Origin of the sequence: Cupriavidus consociatus, from assembly GCF_017814975.1 — a bacterium.
Taxonomy (GTDB): domain Bacteria; phylum Pseudomonadota; class Gammaproteobacteria; order Burkholderiales; family Burkholderiaceae; genus Cupriavidus; species Cupriavidus consociatus.
Map to the genome: position 1 here is coordinate 12585 of NZ_JAGIQA010000019.1, position 17608 is coordinate 30192.

Sequence of the window (17608 nt, forward strand, 5' to 3'; positions counted from 1 at the left end):
CCGTTTTTGCATGTGCCCTTGATACCGGTCAGGCCGCGCCGCCGACCGGCAGCGCCGTCGTGTCCTTGATGCTTTCCAGCGCAAAGCTGGAGCGCACGTCGATCACCGACGGATGGGCCAGCAGTTGTTCCTGCATGAAGCGCGCGAAGTGCTCCATGTCCTCGACATAGACCTTGAGCAGCAGGTCCATCTCGCCGGTCATGGCATGGCAGGCCGCCACCTCGGGCCATACCGCGATGGAGGCGCGGAACAGGTCCAGCGGCGCCTTGCCCTTGGGCGCGCCGCCATGCTTCTCCAGCCGGACATTGATATAGGCCAGCAGGCCGAGCCCGATCTTGTTCGGCTCAAGCAGCGCCGCGTATTGCCGGATCACGCCGATCTCCTCCAGCCGCCGGATTCGGCGCAGGCAGGGGCTGGGCGACAGGTTGACGCGCTCGGCCACCTCCAGGTTGGTCAACCGGCCGTTGGTCTGCAGCACTTCCAGGATCTTCCGGTCGATCTTGTCCAACTCCACCTTGCTCACGATATTGTTGCTCCGCAATATGTTTATTGGCAATTTTTTTGCGCAAATTTAGCAAGCCGTGCACAAGTACGCAATTTTTTGTGTGATTGCGTCCGCTGCGGGCCGGATTTCTGACGAATCGGCAGCCTTTTGGGTCACTCGTGCTGCAGCCGGTCGGGCTGGGCAACCTGTTCGGTGGCACGGCTGCGGGGTTGCGGTCGCGCCCGCGGCGACCGGGAGAAGGCAAGGATGGTGCCAAGGCCGGCCGCACAGGGAAGCGGCATTCTACGGGCGTTTGCCGCCGGGGTCAGATACTTCCTGGTCAACGCGCGGTCCGTCGCAATGACGGACGCCCCAAAAGCAAAAGCGCGCGGCCCGGGGCTCGCGCGCTGAACAGCGGTTTCAGGCAGGACGACCATGGCCGTCCCGACGCAGCCTCAGCCGCCGCTGCTGGACGGAGCACCCGGTGCTGACGGGTTCGCAGGCGCTGGCTGGCTGCCCGGAGCACCCTGGCCCTGCGGGCCACGGCGATGGTGCTCGCGGTGCATCTTCTCCATGCCGGCGCGGATTTCGTCGCGGGTCAGCTTGCCGTCGCGGTTGGCGTCGAGCTGGTCGAAGCGCTTGGCCAGCCGCGGCATGCCGGCATTGGCCTCGGCCTTGGTCAGGGCGCCGTCGCCGTTCTTGTCAGCAGCCTTGAATTTCTCATCGAAAGCGGCCTGCATGCGGGCGTGGCGCTCGGCCATGACTGCCTTGCGGTGCGCGTCCATCTCGGACTTGTCGATTTTGCCGTCGCGGTTGGTGTCGAGCTTGTTGAAGTAGGCGTCGGCCTCCGCCTTCGAAATCGCACCGTCGTTGTCGGTATCGACCGCCTTCATCCACCCGCCGCCATGGCCCATATGGTGGTGGTGGCCGGGGCCAGCCTTGCCGGCCGGTGCGGCGGGGGCGCTGGCCTGGGCGAAAGCGCCGCCGGCAACCAGCAGGGCGGCCGAGGCGGCCAGGAATTGTTTCAGGATCTGCGGCTTGTGATTGCGTTGCATGTCTTGCTCCTTGTCATCACGTTGGCATGTACGGATTAGAACGCAGACGATGCAGGGAGGTTGGCGCTTTTAATACGATGTTACCCGCCTCACAGAAAGGCTGGCGCCCCGTAAGGGAACGCAACGGGCCGCGAATATTCGCGGCCCGTTGCCAGACTAATGCTTGGGGATCAGCATCCCGTCCTGGCTGGGCGGCGGCGCCATCATGGGCTGATGCGGTGCGGCAGGCTGCGCCTGGAGTTGGGACTGGACCTGGGGCTGCGGAGGCTGGCCTGGAGCCGGTTGCGCCGGTTGCGCCGGTTGGGCCGGTTGGGCCGGTGGGGCCTGCTGGCTGGCCACCGGGGTCGGCGGAACCGGCGGCGGCATTGGCGTCGCCATCGGCGCGGCGGCGCCAGCGGGCGGCGTCGGCAGCGCGGGAGCCGGCGTACCGGCGACCGGAGCGCGCGCGGCGCCGGGCTGCACCGGCAATGCGATCTCCTGGCGCACGCCGCTGCGATCGATCACCACCGAGCGCTGGCGGATCTCCACCAGCCGGATCTGCTGCGACAGTTCGGCACCGGACCGCACCGCCTTGGGCGGCCCGCCATCCAGCGACACGATCGCTGCGCCGGCGCCGCCATCGACCTCGGCCACCACGCCGAGCAACTGCACGTCACGCGGACCACCCTGGGCCGAGCCGCCGAACAGCGTCGCCACGGCGCCGGTCTCGACCGCCTCGGTCTGGGCAACGCGCGCGCTCTGCGGCACCGGGAGGGTGCGCATCGCGCTGAAGGTCAGCACCCAGTACGTGGCCAGCGCGCACAGCGCGACAAACAGCGCCACGCTTGCCAGGCGTGGCAGCCACGGCGCAGCGGCATTGAAGCGAAGGACGGGCCGGAGGGAGAGTTGCACGGGAACGGTACCCCTGACGCAAATGAACGATCGCGCCAAGCGTACCAGAGCCACATGACACTGTCGCCACTCCCCCGGCAGACCGGACTCAGAGCAGGTCGTCGAGCAGGTCGGGCCCGAAGACTTCGCGGTCGATGTGCGCCACCGGCACGCCGGCGCTGACCAGCGCATGGCGCTGCGCCTGCATAAAGCCGAGCGGGCCGCACAGGTAGAAGCGGCCATCGATGAAGCGCTGCAGCTCCGGCTGGGCCAGCAGCTCGGCCGTCGGCATGGTGCCGGCGTGGTCGTAGTCGCGGCCGACGGCGTCGGCGGCCTCGGGCGCTTCGTAGCTGATATGCGTCACCAGTTGCGGCAACCGCTCGCGCGCCCACTGCACGTCGGCGCGATGCGCATGGTGGCGGCCGCTGCGGGCGGCGTGGGCGAACAGGATCGGACGCTGCGAGCCCTGGGCGGCCAGCGTGCGCAGCACCGACAGCATCGGCGTGATGCCGATACCGGCCGACAGCAGCACCAGCGGGCGATGACCGTCGAGCGCCGGGGTGAAGTCGCCGAACGGCGCACTCACCTTCAGCTCGGTGCCTTCCTGCACGTTGGCATGCAGCCAGTTGGAGACCGCGCCAGCCGGCGTCGACTGATCGCCGTCTTCACGCTTGACCGAAATGCGCCAGGTCGGCAGGCCGGTCTCGCCGGACAGCGAATACTGGCGCAGCTGGCGCGTGCCGTTATCGAGATGCGCCTCGACGCTGACGTACTGGCCGGGACGGAAGTCGCGCAGCGGGCCGCCGTCCGCGGCGGCCAGCGTCAGCGACACCACATGCTCGCCCTGCGCTTCGCGGCGCATCACGCGCACCGCCGTCAGCTCGCCGGCGCCTACGCCGGTGCGCTGGTATAGGCGTGCCTCGGCGGCGATCAGCTCGCCGGCCAGCAGCCAGTAGGCTTCGTCCCAGGCGGCAATCAGCGGCGGCGTGGCCGCATCGCCCAGCACCGCCTTGATCGCGCCCAGCAGGTGGCGGCCGACGATCGGATAATGCGAGGCGGTCAGGCCCACTGCCGCATGCTTGTGCACGATGCGGTCGACCACCGGCGCCAGCGCCGCGCCATTGTCGATATTGGCGGCGTAGGCGAACACGGCCGACGCCAGCGACTGCTGCTGGCTACCGTTGGCCTGGTTGCCCATGTTGAACAGGTGCGTGAGTTCAGGCCGGTCGGCGAACATCTCGCGGTAAAAGTGGGTGGTGATGGCCAGGCCATGCTCGCGCAGCACCGGGACGCTCGCATCGATATAGGGGCGGGAAGCGGCGGACAGCATCAGATAACACTCCATTTAATTCATGCATGCTATATGCATGTTTTTTCGCACAATAAAACCGGCGCTCGTCAGCGCCTGCGCGGAGCATGTCCACTCAGGCCGAACGCCGGTTCAGGAAATCCCGATGCAGCTGGATGATCGACTCGGCGGTCTTGCTGCCGATGACGTCGGCCAGCGTGACATCATCCAGCGCGCGGTAGAACGCCTGCTCGGCCACATCCAGCGCGCGCTTCAGGCGGCAATTGCCGTTCAGCGCACAAGGCGGGTTGTCGCAGTCGATGATGGCCTTGTGGCCTTCCAGCTCGCGCAGGATCGTGCCGATGGTCAGCTGTTCGGCACCCGGCCCCAGCTGCAGGCCGCCGTGGCGGCCGCGCGTGGCCGTGATCCAGCCCAGCTTCGACAACCGCGCCGCCACCTTGACCAGGTGGTTGTGCGAGATATCGAACTGCTGCCCCACTTCCGCAATAGTGATCGGCCTGCTGCCGTCGCCTCGGGCGACGTACATCAGCAAGCGGAGTGCATAGTCGGAAAAGCGGGTCAGTTGCATCGTGGCGACATCTTAAAAAATGTGCATCCATGATGCAAGTTAAATCGGGAGCCCGCATCAGCTGTGCTTTGCATCACACATTGCCGCGACGCCGACGCCACCCCCATAAAACAGTCATGTGGCGCCGGTTATACTGACTGGCGAAACCGGCCCGCCGCCAGCCCGGCCGCGGGCCTAGCCATTCCAGCAACGAGGTTCACAGACGATGCGCATTTTCACTACCCGTTCCGCCAGCCCTGCCAGTTCCCGGCCCGCGCGCGCGCGCCGCGCACGCGGCTTCACCCTGATCGAAATCATGGTGGTGATCGTGATCCTTGGCGTGCTGGCGGCGCTGGTAGTGCCCAAGATCATGAGCCGTCCGGACGAAGCGCGCATCGTCGCTGCGCGCCAGGACATCTCGTCGATCATGCAGGCGCTCAAGCTGTATCGGCTCGACAATAGCCGCTACCCGACCACCGAGCAGGGCCTGGCCGCGCTGGTGACCAAGCCCGCCACCGAGCCGGTGCCGAACAACTGGAAAGGCGGCGGCTACCTGGAGAAGCTGCCCAAGGATCCCTGGGGCCATCCGTACCAGTACCTGAACCCGGGCGTGCGCGGCGAGATCGACGTGTTCAGCTTCGGCGCCGATGGCCAGGCCGGCGGCAACGGCAACGACGCCGATATCGGCAACTGGGAATAAGTCCCGGCGCGCCCACCTCCCCTGACCCATGACCACGGCGCCGCGCCACAGCGCGCCCTTGCGGCGCCGGGGCTTCACCCTCCTCGAGCTGCTGGTGGTCATGGTGATCGCCGGCATCGTGATCTCGCTGGTGGCGGTCAACGCCTCGCCCAACGAGCGCGGCCGCGTGCTGGATGACGGCCAGCGCATTGCGCGGCTGTTCGAGCTGGCGCAGGAAGAAGCGCAGCTCGGCGCCCGCCCGATTGCCTGGGAGGGCGACGCAGGCGGCTGGCGCTTCCTGGAATCGAGCCCGAACGGCTGGATCCCCATGCGTACCGACGTGTTCGCGCCGGGCCATTGGCGGCTGGCGCTGGACCAGGTGGTGGTTGCCGAAGGCGGCCGGCCCACCGGCACCGGCGGCCCGCTGCGGCTGGTATTCGGGCGCGAACTGATCGATATGCCGCAGCGGCTGGTGCTGGTGCGCGGCGATATCCGCGTGGACGTCACCGGCGACGGCAGCGGCCGTTATGTCGCCAGCACGCCATGACCCGCGCTCCCCTGCACGGTCTCCGCCGCGCCGGCTTTACGCTGATCGAGGTGCTGGTCGCACTCACCATCCTGGCGGTCGCGCTGACCGCGGCCATGCGCGCCATGGGCTCGATGGTCGACGCCGGCGCCGCGCTGCAGACCCGCATGCTGGCCGAATGGAGCGCCGAGAACCACCTGGCCGCGCTGCGCCTGGCCAAGACCTGGCCCGAGCCCGGCGTCAGTGGTTATGCCTGCCCGCAAGGCGGCACCCCGTTGTACTGCGAGCAGTCGGTCTCGGGCACGCCCAATCCGGTTTTCCGCCGCGTCGAGATCGCGGTCTACCCGTCGGCCACCGACAAGTCCGTGCGGCTGGCGTGGCTGGTCACCATCGTTCCCAATGAAGCCCGCAACGTGCTCTGAGCGCCAACGCCCAGGCCAGCGCACCCGCGGCTTCACGCTGCTGGAGATGCTGGTCGCGATCACGCTGCTGGCGGTGATGGCGGTGATCGGCTGGCGCGCGCTCGACAGCCTGACGCGCAGCCGCGAGCGCCTGACCGACCACGATGCGCGCCTGGATGCGTTGAAGATTCTCTACGGCCAGTTCCAGGCCGACTGCGAGCACCTGGCCAATCCGACGCTGCTGCAGGGAAGCCCGGTCGAGGTCGGCCAGAACCGGCTGCTGCTGGTGCGCGACCGCCGCGACGAGGGGCAGCCGCCGGCCTGGCAGGTGCTGTCGTACCAGATCGACGGCAGTACCTTGGTGCGGGTGGCTGCCCCGCCGGTGGCGGACCGGGCCGGGCTGCAGTCGGCGCTGCTGTCGCTGCGCCAGGGCGGCAGCAACGCGGCGCAGGTGCGGCGCGTGCTGCCCGACGTCGCCGGCATGAGCGCGCGCGCCTGGGTGGAGCCAGCCGGCTGGCAGGTCGATACTGGCCGCATCCGCAACGTGCTGTTCTCCGGCAACGCCGCCAGCGCGGTGGCGGCCTCGGACGTCGGCACGGCATTGCCCAACACCGCGGTGCGTGCGGTCGAACTGACCGTGTTCGCGCGCATGGGCGACGGCGACGCGCCGCGGCAGTTCCAGAAGATCTGCATGACCGGGCTATGACGCGCGCTCACGTCCGCTCCCGCCCGGCCTTCGCGAAGCGCGGCGCCCGCGGCGCCGCCGTGGTCACTGCGCTGCTGATGGTGACGCTGGCCGTGGTGGTGGTGTCCGGCATGCTGTGGCGCCAGCAGGTGCAGATCCGTGCGATCGAGAACCAGCGGCTGCTGGCGCAGGCGACCTGGATCGAGCGCGCCGCGGTCGACTGGGCGCGGCTGATCCTGCGCGACGACCAGCGCCGCACCAACGTCGACCAGCTCGGCGAGCCCTGGGCGGTGCCGATCGCGGAAACCCGGCTGTCGGATTTCCTCGGTGCTTCGCTGCGCACCGACGTGGCCGGCGAAACCTCGTTCCTGTCTGGCCGCATCCTCGATGCGCAGGCCCGCTTCAACCTCGCCAACCTGGTGATCTGGACCGCCACCGCCGGCCAGGGGCGCGCCGCTTCGGTCGATCCCGCGGCCCAGGCCGCCTACCGCCGCCTGCTGCAGACCGTGGGCCTGAACCCGCAACTGGCCGAGTCCACCGCGCGCGCCATGCTGCAGGCGGCGCAAGGCGGCAGCGACGGCGGTGGCCGAGCGGCGCCGCGCCCGCTCGACAGCGTGCAGGGGCTGCTGTCCCTGCCCGGCTATACGCCGGAAATGGTCGCCGTGCTGGAGCCCTTCGTCACCGTGCTGCCCGAGCGCACCCTGGTCAACGCCAATACCGCCGAGGCCGAAGTGCTTGCCGCCGTGATCGACAAGCTGCCGCTGGAGCGCGCCCGCGAACTGGTACGCCAGCGCGACCGCGCCTATTTCAATAACATCGGCAACGTGCAGACCCAGCTGGCAGCGGTCGCGCCGCAGGCGGACAGCGCCAACCTGGCCAATATGATCGACGTGCGCTCGCACTATTTCCTGGTCTACGGACTGGTTCGCCACGAACGCGCCAGCCGGCTGCAGGTCTCGCTGATCTTCCGCGGCGAGCCGCTGGGCGCCACCAATACGACACGGGTGGTCTGGGTACAGGACGCCGACCGGCTGCCGGACCTGCGCTGAATGTCTGATACAAGGCGCACGGGCATGCATGGGCGGCGCGATTCGCAAGCGTTGGCAACCGGGGAGGAATAGTATTGACGCGGTTTAGTCACACAGGCAAGGTATGCTGCGACGCTGGCGCGAGCGAGGCGCCACGCGGCAATGCGCCTTCCCGGATTTTTTCCCACGTCCCGCCATTGACGCCATTGACGCCACGTTAAGGAAAACTTGAGCACCACCCTGTATGTCCGCCTGCCGCACCGGCCGCACGATCAGCCGCAACCCTGGCAGTTCGGCGCCCTGTCGTTCGCGCTTGTGCGCGCCGGCACCGACGCCGCACGGCGCGCGCCCGGCGGCACGGCCCCTGAAGTGTTGCGCGAAGGCCACGCCCGCATCGCCGACCTGCCCACTGCCGAACGCCTGGTGCTGATCCTGGCAGCCAGCGACGTACTGCTGACCACCGCCAGCGTGCCGCCGCTGCCGCCGGCGCGTTTGAAACAGGCGCTGCCCAACCTGATCGAAGACGCACTCGCCACCGACGCCCAGCCCTGCCATATCGGCGTGGGGCCCGCGCTCGACGGCAGCGCCGCGATTCGCGGCCCACGCCGGCGGCTGCTGATGGTGGCTGACCGCGCCTGGCTGCGGGCCGTGCTCGACGCCTTCGCCGAACACCGCCATCGCCGCCGCCATGTGTTGCCGGCGCAGCTGTGCGTGCCGCCGGCAGCGGCACGGGCCACCGCCGCCGAAGCGCCCGCGCAGGCGCCGGGCGCCGAGCCCACGCTGCGCCCGGCGGAGTACACTGCACAGGACGAGCCGGCCACGCTGGTGGTCGAGGCAGCCGCGAGTGCCTTGGCTGACGGCGGCGAACTGCTCGACAGCGCCACCGTCGGCGCCACCGAGCCTGCCCCTGTGCTGGCCAGCCAGTGGCAACTGACCGTGCGCACCGGCGCACACGCAGGCTACGGCCTGCTGCTGGGCGACGACGCTCTCGCGGCCTGGCAGGCACTGGCGCCCGACGGCACCTGGTACGCCGACGCCGATGCCGCCGCCGCGGCGCCGGTTCCCGCATTGCGCAACGCCGCCCGCGCCGGCTGGCCGCTGTGGATCGAAGGCGCGCAGGCGTGCCTGCGCGAGCCGGCACTGGACCTGGCGCAGTTCGAGTTCGCGCAGGGCCGGGCCGACCGCTGGAACCTGGCTGCATGGCGGATTCCGCTGGCGCTGCTGGCCGGCATCGTGCTGGTGCAGGTGCTGGGCATGAACATCCACTGGCTGCTGCTGCGCAACGAGCAGCAGCGCGTGGAAGCCGCACAGCAGCAGGCCTTGCGCAGCGCCTTCCCCCAGACCCAGACCATCCTCGACGCGCCGCTGCAGATGCGGCGCCAGGTCGAGCAGCTGCGCATCGCCAGCGGCCGCAGCACGCCGGAAGACTTCCTGCCGCTGGCCGACCGCTTTGCCCAGGCCGCGCGCCGGCTGCCGCCCGACGCGCTGCAGGCGCTGGAATACCGCGGCCGCATGCTGGTGGTGACACTCAAGCCGGGCACGGACATTGCCAGTCTGCGCAACGCCGTGCGCCAGGCCGGCCTGCAGATGGAAGAGGACAAGACCGGTGGCGCACCAGGCAGCGCCCCGGGCAGTGCGGCAGGCGGCGCGACGGGCAGCGCCACGCCGGTGACGCCGGGCTCTCGCTGGACCGTCAGGCCGGGCCTGTGAGCGCGGCAGCACGATACGCATGGATGCCATGAAAGACTCCGCCCGAAACCAGCCATCCCGCCCCGCCCGTTCCCAAAGCCCCACCGCCCTGCGCGCGCGCATGGCGCGGCTGCGCCCGAGCGTGCCACAGGCCTGGCAGGATCACTTCAACGCCTTCTGGTCGGCGCGCAACCCGCGCGAGCAGGCCATCCTGGCCGGCGGCGCCGCGGTGATGGTGCTGGTGATTGGCTATACGCTGCTGTGGGAGCCGGCCGCCGAAGGCCGCCAGCGCCTGGCGCGCAACCTGCCCCAGATGCGCGCAGACCTGGCCGAAATGGAATCGCTGGCGCAGGAAGCGCGCGGCCTCAAGGCCACGCCGGCACCAGCGCTGCGCGGCGACGCGCTGACGCAGGCGCTGCAGGACAGCCTGGGCCAGCATGGCCTGAAGGCGACGCGGCTTGCCGCCGGTGCCGACAATAACGTCCAGGTGCAGCTCGACAAGGTACCCTTCGGCGCGTTCAGCAGCTGGCTGCAGGACGTGCGCCAGCAGCAGCGCATGAAAGTGATCGACGCCCGCATCGTCTATGTCGGCGCCACGGCGCTGGTCAATGTCAGCGCGACCCTGCAGGGTCCGGGCGGCCGCAGCTGATGGTACGGCTGGAAACGCTGCGGCTGCCGCGCCGCAAGCTGCGCCAGCCGGGGGCATGGCTGGGCCTGCGCTGGCTCTCGCTGGGACTGGCCAGCGCCGCGGCCACGGTGGTGGCGATGCTGCCGGCCGCGTGGATCGCCGAACGCGTGGCCACGCAGACGCAGGGACGGGTCCTGCTGGCCGATGCCAGCGGCTCACTGTGGCGCGGCAGCGCCACGCTGGCGCTGTCGGCCGGCGCCGGCAGCCAGACCGCCACGGTGCTGCCGGGCCGGCTGCAGTGGACGCTGGCCTTCTGGCCGCTGCTGACCGGCACCGCGCGCGCGGTGGTGACGCACACCGAAGCCATGGCCGCGCCGGTGGCAATCACCGCGACGCCAGGCGGCTGGACCGTGCAGTCCGGCGCGATGCGGCTGCCGGCATCGCTGCTGGAAGGCATCGGCGCGCCGTTCAATACGCTGCGCCCGGATGGCCTGATGCGCGCGGACTGGTCGACGCTGCAAGGGAGCTTTTCCGGCCGGAAAGGCGACGCAAAGGGCGACGTAAAGGGCGACGTAAAGGGCAACGCAAATGGCAGCGGAAATGGCAATGGCATGCGCGGCCATGTCACGCTGCGCATCGAGCAGGTGTCCTCCGCGGTCAGCCGGCTGCGCCCGCTCGGCAGCTACCGCGCCGAGATCGACTGGAGCGGCGCCGGCGGCGGCAAGCTGCAACTGAGTACTATCGCCGGGCCCCTGCACCTGGAGGGCAGCGGCTCGCTTGGCCGGCAGGCGCGCTTCGAGGGCACCGCCCATGCCGAGCCCGATGCGGAAACGCAACTGACCAGCTTGCTGAGCCTGCTGGGACGACGAGACAACAACGTGACAAGGCTGCGCTTCTGATGCCAGGCAGCGCCTGGAGCGTACGGAAATGACTATGACAACCCATGCCACCCGACCTGTTTTCCAGACCGCCTGCGCCCGCGCCGTGGCCCTGCTGTGCGGGCTCTCGCTGCTGGCGCCCGCGCCGCTGTGGGCCCAGCCGGGCGCACGCACCACGGGCACGCCGCCGGCACCGCCCGACGTCACGCCGGCCAACCGGGACCAGGTGGTGCTTAACTTCGTCAATGCCGACCTGGACGCGGTGATCAAGGCGGTCGGGCAGGCCACCGGCAAGAACTTCGTGATCGATCCGCGCGTGAAGGGCACGGTCAACCTGGTCACCGAGCAGCCGGTGTCGCGCGCGCAGGCGCTGCAGACGCTGGGCTCGGTGCTGCGCATGCAGGGCTACGCCATGGTCGAGAGCAACGGCTTTACCAAGGTCGTGCCCGAGGCCGACGCCAAGCTGCAGGGCTCGCCCACGGTGATCGGCGCGGCGCCGGGCCGCGGCGACCAGGTGATGACGCAGGTGTTCCGGCTCAACTACGAATCGGCCAACAACCTGGTGCCGGTGCTGCGGCCGATGATCGCGCCCAACAACACCATCACCGCCTACCCGGCCAACAACACGCTGGTCATCACCGACTACGCCGACAACCTGCGGCGGCTGGCGCGCATCATCGCCGCGATCGACGCGCCCGCTTCGGGCGAGGTCGAACTGATTCCGCTGCGCCATGCGCTGGCCAGCGACACCGCGCAGGTGCTGCAGAAGCTGCTCGACCCCGGCGCGGCGGGTGCGGCCGGCGGCGGCGGCGCGCCGGGCGTCGACGCCACGCTGCGCACGTCCGTGGTGGCCGAGCCGCGCAGCAACGCGCTGATGATCCGCGCCTCCAGCCGCGCGCGGCTGCAGCAGGCACGCCACCTGATCGAGAAGCTCGACCAGCCCTACGCCCGCCCTGGCAATATCTGGGTGGTGCCGCTGAGGAATGCCGATGCGGTCAAGCTGGCCGCCACGCTGCGCGCCATCGTCGCGGCCGACAGCAGCTTCGCCTCCGCGACCCAGCCCGGCGGTGCCGGTGCCGCGGGCGGCATCGCCGGCGGGGGCGGCCTGACCAATGTCTCGACGCCGGCCGGCGGCCAGTTCACCGGCGGCACCACCGGCACGCAGACCGGCATGCGCAGCGGCGCCACGGGCACGGGCACGGGCGGCGGCGCTTATGGCAACTCGGCCTTCGCCGCTTCGTTCGGCACCAGTACGCAGCCGACCACCGGCGGCATCATCCAGGCCGACCCGTCGACCAACTCGCTGATCATCACCGCCAGCGAGCCGGTCTACCGCAACCTGCGCGGGGTGATCGACGACCTCGACGCGCGCCGCGCGCAGGTCTACATCGAATCGATGATCGTCGAGGTCACCGCAACCCAGGCGAGCGAACTCGGCATCCAGTGGCAGGGCCTCATCAGTTCGTCGAGCGGCAACAACAACGTCTTCGCCGGCACCAACTTCGGCTCCGGCGGCCAGAACATCCTGAACCTGACCCTGGCCGGCGCGCTGTTCGACAGCAACCGCACCGCCGGCATCGCTGCGGCGCAGCAGCTGGTGCCCGACGTGGGCGGCCTGAACCTGGGCGTCGTCAACAAGGCGCTGGGGCTGGGCGCGCTGCTGCGCGCGCTGGGCAGCAACGGCAGCGTCAACCTGCTGTCCACACCGAACCTGATCACGCTGGAGAACGAGGAAGCCAAGATCCTGATCGGCCAGAACATCCCGATCACCACGGGCTCGTATGCGCAGACCGGCGGCGCGGCCTCGGTGACGCCGTTCCAGACCTTCGACCGCAAGGACGTCGGCATCACGCTGCGCGTGAAGCCGCAGATCACCGACGGCGGGCTGGTCAAGATGCAGATCTTCCAGGAGTCGTCGTCGGTGGTAGCTGGCACGCTGACGCAGGTGCAGGGCCCGACCACCAATGTGCGCTCGATCGAGACCAACGTGCTGGTCGACGACGGCCAGATCATCGTGCTCGGCGGCCTGATCGAGGATTCATACGGCGACGGCGTGCAGAAGGTGCCTCTGTTGGGCGACATCCCGCTGATCGGCGGCCTGTTCCGCTACGAGAACAAGAACCGCTCCAAGACCAACCTGCTGGTGTTCCTGCGCCCGTATGTGATGCGTACGACGGGCGCCGCCGACCGCCTGACTGCGGACCGCTACGACTATATGCGCGCGCAGCAGCAGGGCTTCGTATCGCCTAACATCATGGTGCGCGACACCAACACGCCGCTGCTGCCGCCGGCAGATGCGCCGACCACGCCGTTCGTCGATCCGCGCGCAAACGGCCCGGTGCCCACACCGCTGCCTCTGCCGCAGACGCTGCCGCAAAATCCGCAGCAGCCCGGCATGCCGGCGCAGCCGCAACCGGTGCCGCCACCCGCGGCCTTGCAGCAGCCGCTGAGCCAGCGCGGCGAAGCCGCCACGCCGGGCGCTGTCCAGAACTGAGGCCTGCCATGGCGAGCGAAGTCCAGATCCCTCCCCCCGACACACTCGAGCCGCCCTCGCCGATGGCGGCGCGGCTGGTTTCGTACGGCTTTGCGCGCGAAGCGCCGCTGCTGATCGCGCACCAGCGCCCCGACGGGCTGGAGGTATGGGTCAGCCGCGCCACCTCCCCGACCGCGCTGGCGGAGATTGCCCGGGTGCACGGCGCGCTGCGACTGCGCGTGCTCGAGCCCGAGGCGCTCGAGCGCGCCATGTCCGATGCCTACAACCGCCAGGACGGCAGCGCGGCGCAGGTGGTGGGTGAAGTCGAGGGCGAGGTCGACCTGTCGCGCCTGATGCAGGACATTCCCGCCGTGGAAGATCTGCTCGAGTCCGAGGACGACGCGCCAATCATCCGCATGATCAACGCGCTGCTGACGCAGGCGGCGCGCGAAGGCGCATCGGATATCCACATCGAGCCGTTCGAGTCGTCGTCGGTGGTGCGCTTCCGCGTCGACGGCACGCTGCGCGATGTGGTGCGGCCAAAGAAGGCGCTGCACGGCGCGCTGATCTCGCGCATCAAGATCATGGCGCAGCTCGATATCGCCGAGAAACGCCTGCCGCAGGACGGCCGCATCACGCTGCGCGTGGGCGGGCGGCCGGTGGATGTGCGCGTGTCGACGCTGCCCACCGGCCACGGCGAGCGCGCAGTGCTGCGCCTGCTCGACAAGGAAGCGGGCCGGCTCGACCTGGCCAGGCTCGGCATGTCGCCCAATACACTGCGCGGCTTCGACCACCTGATCCGGCAGCCGCACGGCATCGTGCTGGTGACCGGGCCGACCGGCTCGGGCAAGACCACCACGCTGTATGCCGCGCTGTCGCGGCTGGATGCGCGCACCACCAACATCATGACGGTGGAAGACCCGGTCGAGTACGACCTCGAAGGCATCGGGCAGACCCAGGTCAATGCGCGCATCGACATGACCTTCGGCAAGGCCCTGCGTGCGATCCTGCGCCAGGACCCGGACGTGGTGATGATCGGCGAGATCCGCGACCTGGAGACTGCGCAGATCGCGGTGCAGGCCTCGCTGACCGGCCACCTGGTGCTGGCGACGCTGCACACCAACGATTCGGCCTCGGCGGTAACGCGGCTGGTCGACATGGGGATCGAGCCGTTTCTGCTGTCGTCGTCGTTGCTCGGGGTGCTGGCGCAGCGGCTGGTACGCCGCCTGTGCCCGCACTGCAAGCGCGAGGAAGTAATCGAGCTGCCTGCGGAAGCAGCCGCGGCCGATGCCGAAACGCTGCCGGCGCAGGGCAAGCCGCTGCAGCATGTCTGGCATCCGGTGGGCTGCGACAAGTGCGGACAGTCGGGCTACCAGGGCCGCATGGGCGTCTACGAGCTGCTGACCGTCGGCGACGAGATCCGCACGATGATCCACCGGCAGGCGCCGGAATCGGAGATCAAGCAGGTGGCGCTGGCGCACGGCATGCACACCATGCGCGGCGACGCACAGCGCTGGATCGACAGCGGCGCGACCTCGCTTGAGGAAGTGTTGCGCGTGACGCGCGACTAAGGCGGAGCAGACACCGGATGCCAGCCTTCCGCTATGAAGCCGCCGACGCCGCCGGCAAGACCGACCGCGGCGTCATCGAGGCCGACAGTCCGCGCCAGGCGCGCTCGCAACTGCGCGCGCGCGGGCTGACGCCGCTGACCGTCGATGCGCTGGCCGGTGCCGGGCTGGCGCCGCGCAGCGGCAGCCAGCTGTTCGCGCGCAAGCTGTCGACGCAGGAGCAGGCGTTGTTCACGCGCCAGCTCGCCAGCCTGATCGTGGCCGGCCTGCCGCTGGACGAAGCCCTTGGCGCCCTGGCCGACCAGGCCGAACGACCATATGTGCACGAGCTGCTGGCCGGCATTCGCGCCGAGGTGATGGGCGGCAGCTCCCTGTCGGTGGCGCTGGCGCAGCATCCGCGCGACTTTCCGGACATCTACCGCGCGCTGGTTTCCGCCGGCGAGCATTCGGGCCATCTCGGGCTGGTGCTGGAGCGGCTGGCGGGCTATATCGAGTCGCGCAATACGCTGACGTCGAAGATCCGGCTTGCGTTCACCTATCCGGCTATCGTCACGGTGGTCGCATTCGCGATCGTGATCTTCCTGCTGTCCTATGTCGTGCCGCAGGTGGTGAGCGTGTTTGCGAACACCAAGCAGAAGCTGCCGACGCTCACCATCATCATGCTGTGGCTGTCGGATTTCGTGCGCAACTGGTGGTGGGCGGCGCTGGCGTTCATCGCCGTGATTGCCCTGGCGATCCGCAGCCTGCTGAAGCAGCCGGCCGTGCGGCTGGAATGGCACCGGTGGCTGCTGACCGCGCCCCTGTTCGGCAAGCTGATCCGCGGCTATAACACCGCGCGCTTTGCCGGCACGCTGGCGATCCTGGTGTCGGCGGGCGTGCCGATCCTGCGCAGCCTGCAGGCGGCCGGCGAGACGCTGACCAACGAGGCATTGCGCGCCAATGTGGAAGACGCCAATACGCGCGTGCGCGAAGGGGCGTCGCTGGCGCGCGCGCTGGCGGCGCAGAACCAGTTTCCGCCGGTGCTGGTGCATTTGATCCGGTCGGGCGAGGCGACCGGCAACTTGCCGGTGATGCTGGACCGGGCTGCGCAGGGCGAGGCGCAGGAGCTGGAACGGCGCACGCTGTTCCTGACCAGCTTGCTGGAACCGCTGCTGATCCTGACGATGGGGGTGGTGGTGCTGTTGATCGTGCTGGCGGTGTTGATGCCGATTATCGAGATCAACCAGTTGGTGCGGTAGGCGGTGATATCGCGCTGGCGACTGCATTGCCTGACGCCGCTCGCACAAGCACCCCTCTCCCGCACGCGGGAGAGGGGCGCAAACAGAGCGGTCTATTTACTCGAGAGTGGTTTCCTTTTTCTTGGCAGTCCGCTTGCGCGGCTTCCGCGCCGGCGCCGGCGCCGGGGCAGGCGCTGCCTCGGCTACCACTTCCGGCTGCGCCGGCACTTCAGGCTCCGCCTCCACCGTCGCCGTCAACACCGTCGCCCCCGGCGCGGCAAACACCGACTGGTCGATCGGCCATGGCGTCTCGCTCAGCGTCACCTCCGGACGGCTCGCGGGGCGCTTGCGGCTGCGCGGCTTGGGCTCTGCGTCGGCCCCGGGCTCGGGATCCGGCTGTGGCGCGGCTTCCAGCGGCGGCACTAGTTCCGGCTCCGGCTGTACCGCGTCGGCCGCGACGAAGGGCGGCTCTTCCACTGCCTGGGGTTCCAGCTGGACAGCGACAGGTTCCGGTGCCGATTCGGGGATTTCAACCACCGCCGGGGCGGGGTTGCGGCGCGCCGGCTCGGGCTGAGGAGCGGGTTGTTGCTGCGACGGCCGCTGTTGCTGCTCGCCGCCGCCCTTGCTCCGCTTCTTCAGGCGTACCCAGATAGTCTTGTTGTTGCCGCCGTTGCGGGTCTCGACCTCGAACAGCCCCGTAGCCGCCACCAGTTCCGAGAGCTTGCCGTAGCCATAGTTGCGCGAGTCGAATTCCGGCGCCTGCTTGGCGATGTGGTTGCCCATGCTGCCCAGCGTCAGCCAGCCGTCCTCGTCGGACACGGCCTGCGCCGCGCTCTGCAGCAGGCGCACCAGGCGCGAGTCCTGGCGCAGTTCGCCGGCGCTGCGCTTGCGCGTGGGCGCGGCGGCCCCATCGATGCCTTCAGCGCCTTCGGTGTCGGCCTCGGCGCGCAGCACGTCGGAATAAATGAACTTGTCGCAGGCGGTGACGAAGGGCTTGGGCGTCTTGCGCTCGCCGAAGCCGTAGACGATCAGCCCCTGCTCGCGGATGCGCGAGGCCAGCCGGGTGAAGTCGCTGTCGCTGGAGACGATGCAGAAGCCGTCGAAGCGCCCGGTGTACAGCAGGTCCATGGCGTCGATGATCATGGCGCTGTCAGTGGCGTTCTTGCCGACGGTGTAGCGGAACTGCTGGATGGGCTGGATCGAATGCGACAGCAGCCGCTCCTTCCAGCCGGCCAGGTTGGGCCGGGTCCAGTCGCCGTAGATGCGCTTGACGGCCGCGACGCCGTACTTGGCGACTTCGGCCAGCAGGCCTTCGACAATGGCGGGCGCCGCGTTGTCGGCGTCGATCAGCACGGCCAGGGTCGCGGTGCCCTGGCGGGGGGAATTGGTCATGTTCGGGTATTCGCTGGACTGCCCGTGCTAGCGACGGGCAATCGGAAATCAGGTTGCACCAGGCTGGCGCGGCAGATGTGGTGCATCGAAGACCGCGGGGCGGCAGCGCCGGCGTTCTCGATGCAACGCAGTGTACACGTGAACCCCCGTCCATATGGGAAATCACCGTTGCCAAGGGT

17 protein-coding genes are annotated in these 17608 nt (G+C 69.4%); 11 read left to right on the forward strand and 6 right to left on the reverse strand.

The window, feature by feature from the left end; translation table 11 throughout:
• Positions 1-28 precede the first annotated feature (28 nt).
• From J8I82_RS23880 to J8I82_RS23900, 5 genes are all read right to left on the reverse strand, one after another.
• Complete coding sequence (locus tag J8I82_RS23880) at positions 29-523, reverse strand: Lrp/AsnC family transcriptional regulator (RefSeq protein ID WP_010813460.1); 495 nt, start codon at positions 521-523, stop codon at positions 29-31.
• Between the two features lie 416 nt (positions 524-939).
• Positions 940-1539, reverse strand: coding sequence for an EF-hand domain-containing protein (locus J8I82_RS23885; RefSeq protein ID WP_209761338.1), 600 nt, complete (start codon positions 1537-1539; stop codon positions 940-942).
• A gap of 156 nt (positions 1540-1695) precedes the next feature.
• The gene (locus J8I82_RS23890; RefSeq protein WP_209761339.1) at positions 1696-2430 is read right to left on the reverse strand and encodes a type II secretion system protein N; all 735 of its coding nucleotides are present in this window, start codon (positions 2428-2430) and stop codon (positions 1696-1698) included.
• An 88-nt stretch (positions 2431-2518) separates the two neighbouring features.
• Complete coding sequence (locus J8I82_RS23895) at positions 2519-3739, reverse strand: globin domain-containing protein (RefSeq protein WP_209761340.1); 1221 nt, start codon at positions 3737-3739, stop codon at positions 2519-2521.
• A 94-nt stretch (positions 3740-3833) separates the two neighbouring features.
• On the reverse strand, positions 3834-4286 hold the full coding sequence (locus J8I82_RS23900; RefSeq protein WP_209761341.1) for an RrF2 family transcriptional regulator: 453 nt from the start codon (positions 4284-4286) through the stop codon (positions 3834-3836).
• 205 nt (positions 4287-4491) lie between these two features.
• Between J8I82_RS23900 and gspG the strand changes: the two genes are divergently transcribed.
• The 11 genes from gspG (at position 4492) to gspF (ending at position 16058) form a co-directional block, all read left to right on the forward strand.
• Positions 4492-4965, forward strand: coding sequence for a type II secretion system major pseudopilin GspG (gspG, locus tag J8I82_RS23905; protein WP_209761342.1), 474 nt, complete (start codon positions 4492-4494; stop codon positions 4963-4965).
• Positions 4966-4993: 28 nt separating this feature from the next.
• Entirely contained in the window at positions 4994-5491 is a 498-nt protein-coding gene (locus J8I82_RS23910) for a GspH/FimT family pseudopilin (protein ID WP_209761343.1), read from the forward strand.
• Positions 5488-5892 carry a type II secretion system minor pseudopilin GspI gene (gspI, locus tag J8I82_RS23915; RefSeq protein ID WP_209761344.1) on the forward strand — a complete coding sequence of 135 codons (405 nt, stop codon included), beginning with the start codon at positions 5488-5490 and terminating at the stop codon, positions 5890-5892. The genes J8I82_RS23910 and gspI overlap by 4 nt, the downstream gene beginning before the upstream one ends.
• Positions 5870-6577, forward strand: coding sequence for a PulJ/GspJ family protein (locus J8I82_RS23920; RefSeq protein WP_209761345.1), 708 nt, complete (start codon positions 5870-5872; stop codon positions 6575-6577). The genes gspI and J8I82_RS23920 overlap by 23 nt, the downstream gene beginning before the upstream one ends.
• A complete protein-coding gene (gspK, locus tag J8I82_RS23925) occupies positions 6574-7605 on the forward strand; it encodes a type II secretion system minor pseudopilin GspK (RefSeq protein WP_209761346.1) in 1032 nt (343 codons plus the stop codon). Before J8I82_RS23920 ends, gspK begins: the two co-directional genes overlap by 4 nt.
• A gap of 207 nt (positions 7606-7812) precedes the next feature.
• On the forward strand, positions 7813-9294 hold the full coding sequence (gene gspL, locus J8I82_RS23930; protein WP_209761347.1) for a type II secretion system protein GspL: 1482 nt from the start codon (positions 7813-7815) through the stop codon (positions 9292-9294).
• 19 nt (positions 9295-9313) lie between these two features.
• Positions 9314-9922, forward strand: coding sequence for a type II secretion system protein M (locus J8I82_RS23935; protein WP_209761348.1), 609 nt, complete (start codon positions 9314-9316; stop codon positions 9920-9922).
• Entirely contained in the window at positions 9922-10800 is an 879-nt protein-coding gene (gspN, locus tag J8I82_RS23940; RefSeq protein ID WP_209761349.1) for a type II secretion system protein N, read from the forward strand. The genes J8I82_RS23935 and gspN overlap by 1 nt, the downstream gene beginning before the upstream one ends.
• A gap of 34 nt (positions 10801-10834) precedes the next feature.
• On the forward strand, positions 10835-13273 hold the full coding sequence (gene gspD, locus J8I82_RS23945) for a type II secretion system secretin GspD (protein ID WP_209761450.1): 2439 nt from the start codon (positions 10835-10837) through the stop codon (positions 13271-13273).
• 8 nt (positions 13274-13281) lie between these two features.
• Positions 13282-14823, forward strand: a complete 1542-nt coding sequence (gene gspE / locus J8I82_RS23950; RefSeq protein ID WP_209761350.1) for a type II secretion system ATPase GspE — start codon at positions 13282-13284, stop codon at positions 14821-14823.
• A 17-nt stretch (positions 14824-14840) separates the two neighbouring features.
• Entirely contained in the window at positions 14841-16058 is a 1218-nt protein-coding gene (gspF, locus tag J8I82_RS23955; protein WP_209761351.1) for a type II secretion system inner membrane protein GspF, read from the forward strand.
• A gap of 96 nt (positions 16059-16154) precedes the next feature.
• Here gspF and J8I82_RS23960 read toward each other — a convergent pair whose 3' ends face one another.
• A complete protein-coding gene (locus tag J8I82_RS23960) occupies positions 16155-17429 on the reverse strand; it encodes an NYN domain-containing protein (protein WP_209761352.1) in 1275 nt (424 codons plus the stop codon).
• Positions 17430-17608 lie beyond the last annotated feature (179 nt).

Excerpts from the sequence above, each read along its gene's own strand:
- J8I82_RS23900 (WP_209761341.1), bottom strand. The coding sequence starts at position 4,286 with ATGCAACTGACCCGCTTTTCCGACTATGCACTCCGCTTGCTGATGTAC.
- gspE (WP_209761350.1), top strand. The coding sequence starts at position 13,282 with ATGGCGAGCGAAGTCCAGATCCCTCCCCCCGACACACTCGAGCCGCCC.
- gspD (WP_209761450.1), top strand. The coding sequence starts at position 10,835 with ATGACAACCCATGCCACCCGACCTGTTTTCCAGACCGCCTGCGCCCGC.
- gspI (WP_209761344.1), top strand. The coding sequence starts at position 5,488 with ATGACCCGCGCTCCCCTGCACGGTCTCCGCCGCGCCGGCTTTACGCTG.
- J8I82_RS23920 (WP_209761345.1), top strand. The coding sequence starts at position 5,870 with ATGAAGCCCGCAACGTGCTCTGAGCGCCAACGCCCAGGCCAGCGCACC.
- J8I82_RS23885 (WP_209761338.1), bottom strand. The coding sequence starts at position 1,539 with ATGCAACGCAATCACAAGCCGCAGATCCTGAAACAATTCCTGGCCGCC.
- gspN (WP_209761349.1), top strand. The coding sequence starts at position 9,922 with ATGGTACGGCTGGAAACGCTGCGGCTGCCGCGCCGCAAGCTGCGCCAG.
- gspG (WP_209761342.1), top strand. The coding sequence starts at position 4,492 with ATGCGCATTTTCACTACCCGTTCCGCCAGCCCTGCCAGTTCCCGGCCC.
- J8I82_RS23960 (WP_209761352.1), bottom strand. The coding sequence starts at position 17,429 with ATGACCAATTCCCCCCGCCAGGGCACCGCGACCCTGGCCGTGCTGATC.
- gspK (WP_209761346.1), top strand. The coding sequence starts at position 6,574 with ATGACGCGCGCTCACGTCCGCTCCCGCCCGGCCTTCGCGAAGCGCGGC.
- J8I82_RS23935 (WP_209761348.1), top strand. The coding sequence starts at position 9,314 with ATGGATGCCATGAAAGACTCCGCCCGAAACCAGCCATCCCGCCCCGCC.
- J8I82_RS23910 (WP_209761343.1), top strand. The coding sequence starts at position 4,994 with ATGACCACGGCGCCGCGCCACAGCGCGCCCTTGCGGCGCCGGGGCTTC.
- gspF (WP_209761351.1), top strand. The coding sequence starts at position 14,841 with ATGCCAGCCTTCCGCTATGAAGCCGCCGACGCCGCCGGCAAGACCGAC.
- J8I82_RS23895 (WP_209761340.1), bottom strand. The coding sequence starts at position 3,739 with ATGCTGTCCGCCGCTTCCCGCCCCTATATCGATGCGAGCGTCCCGGTG.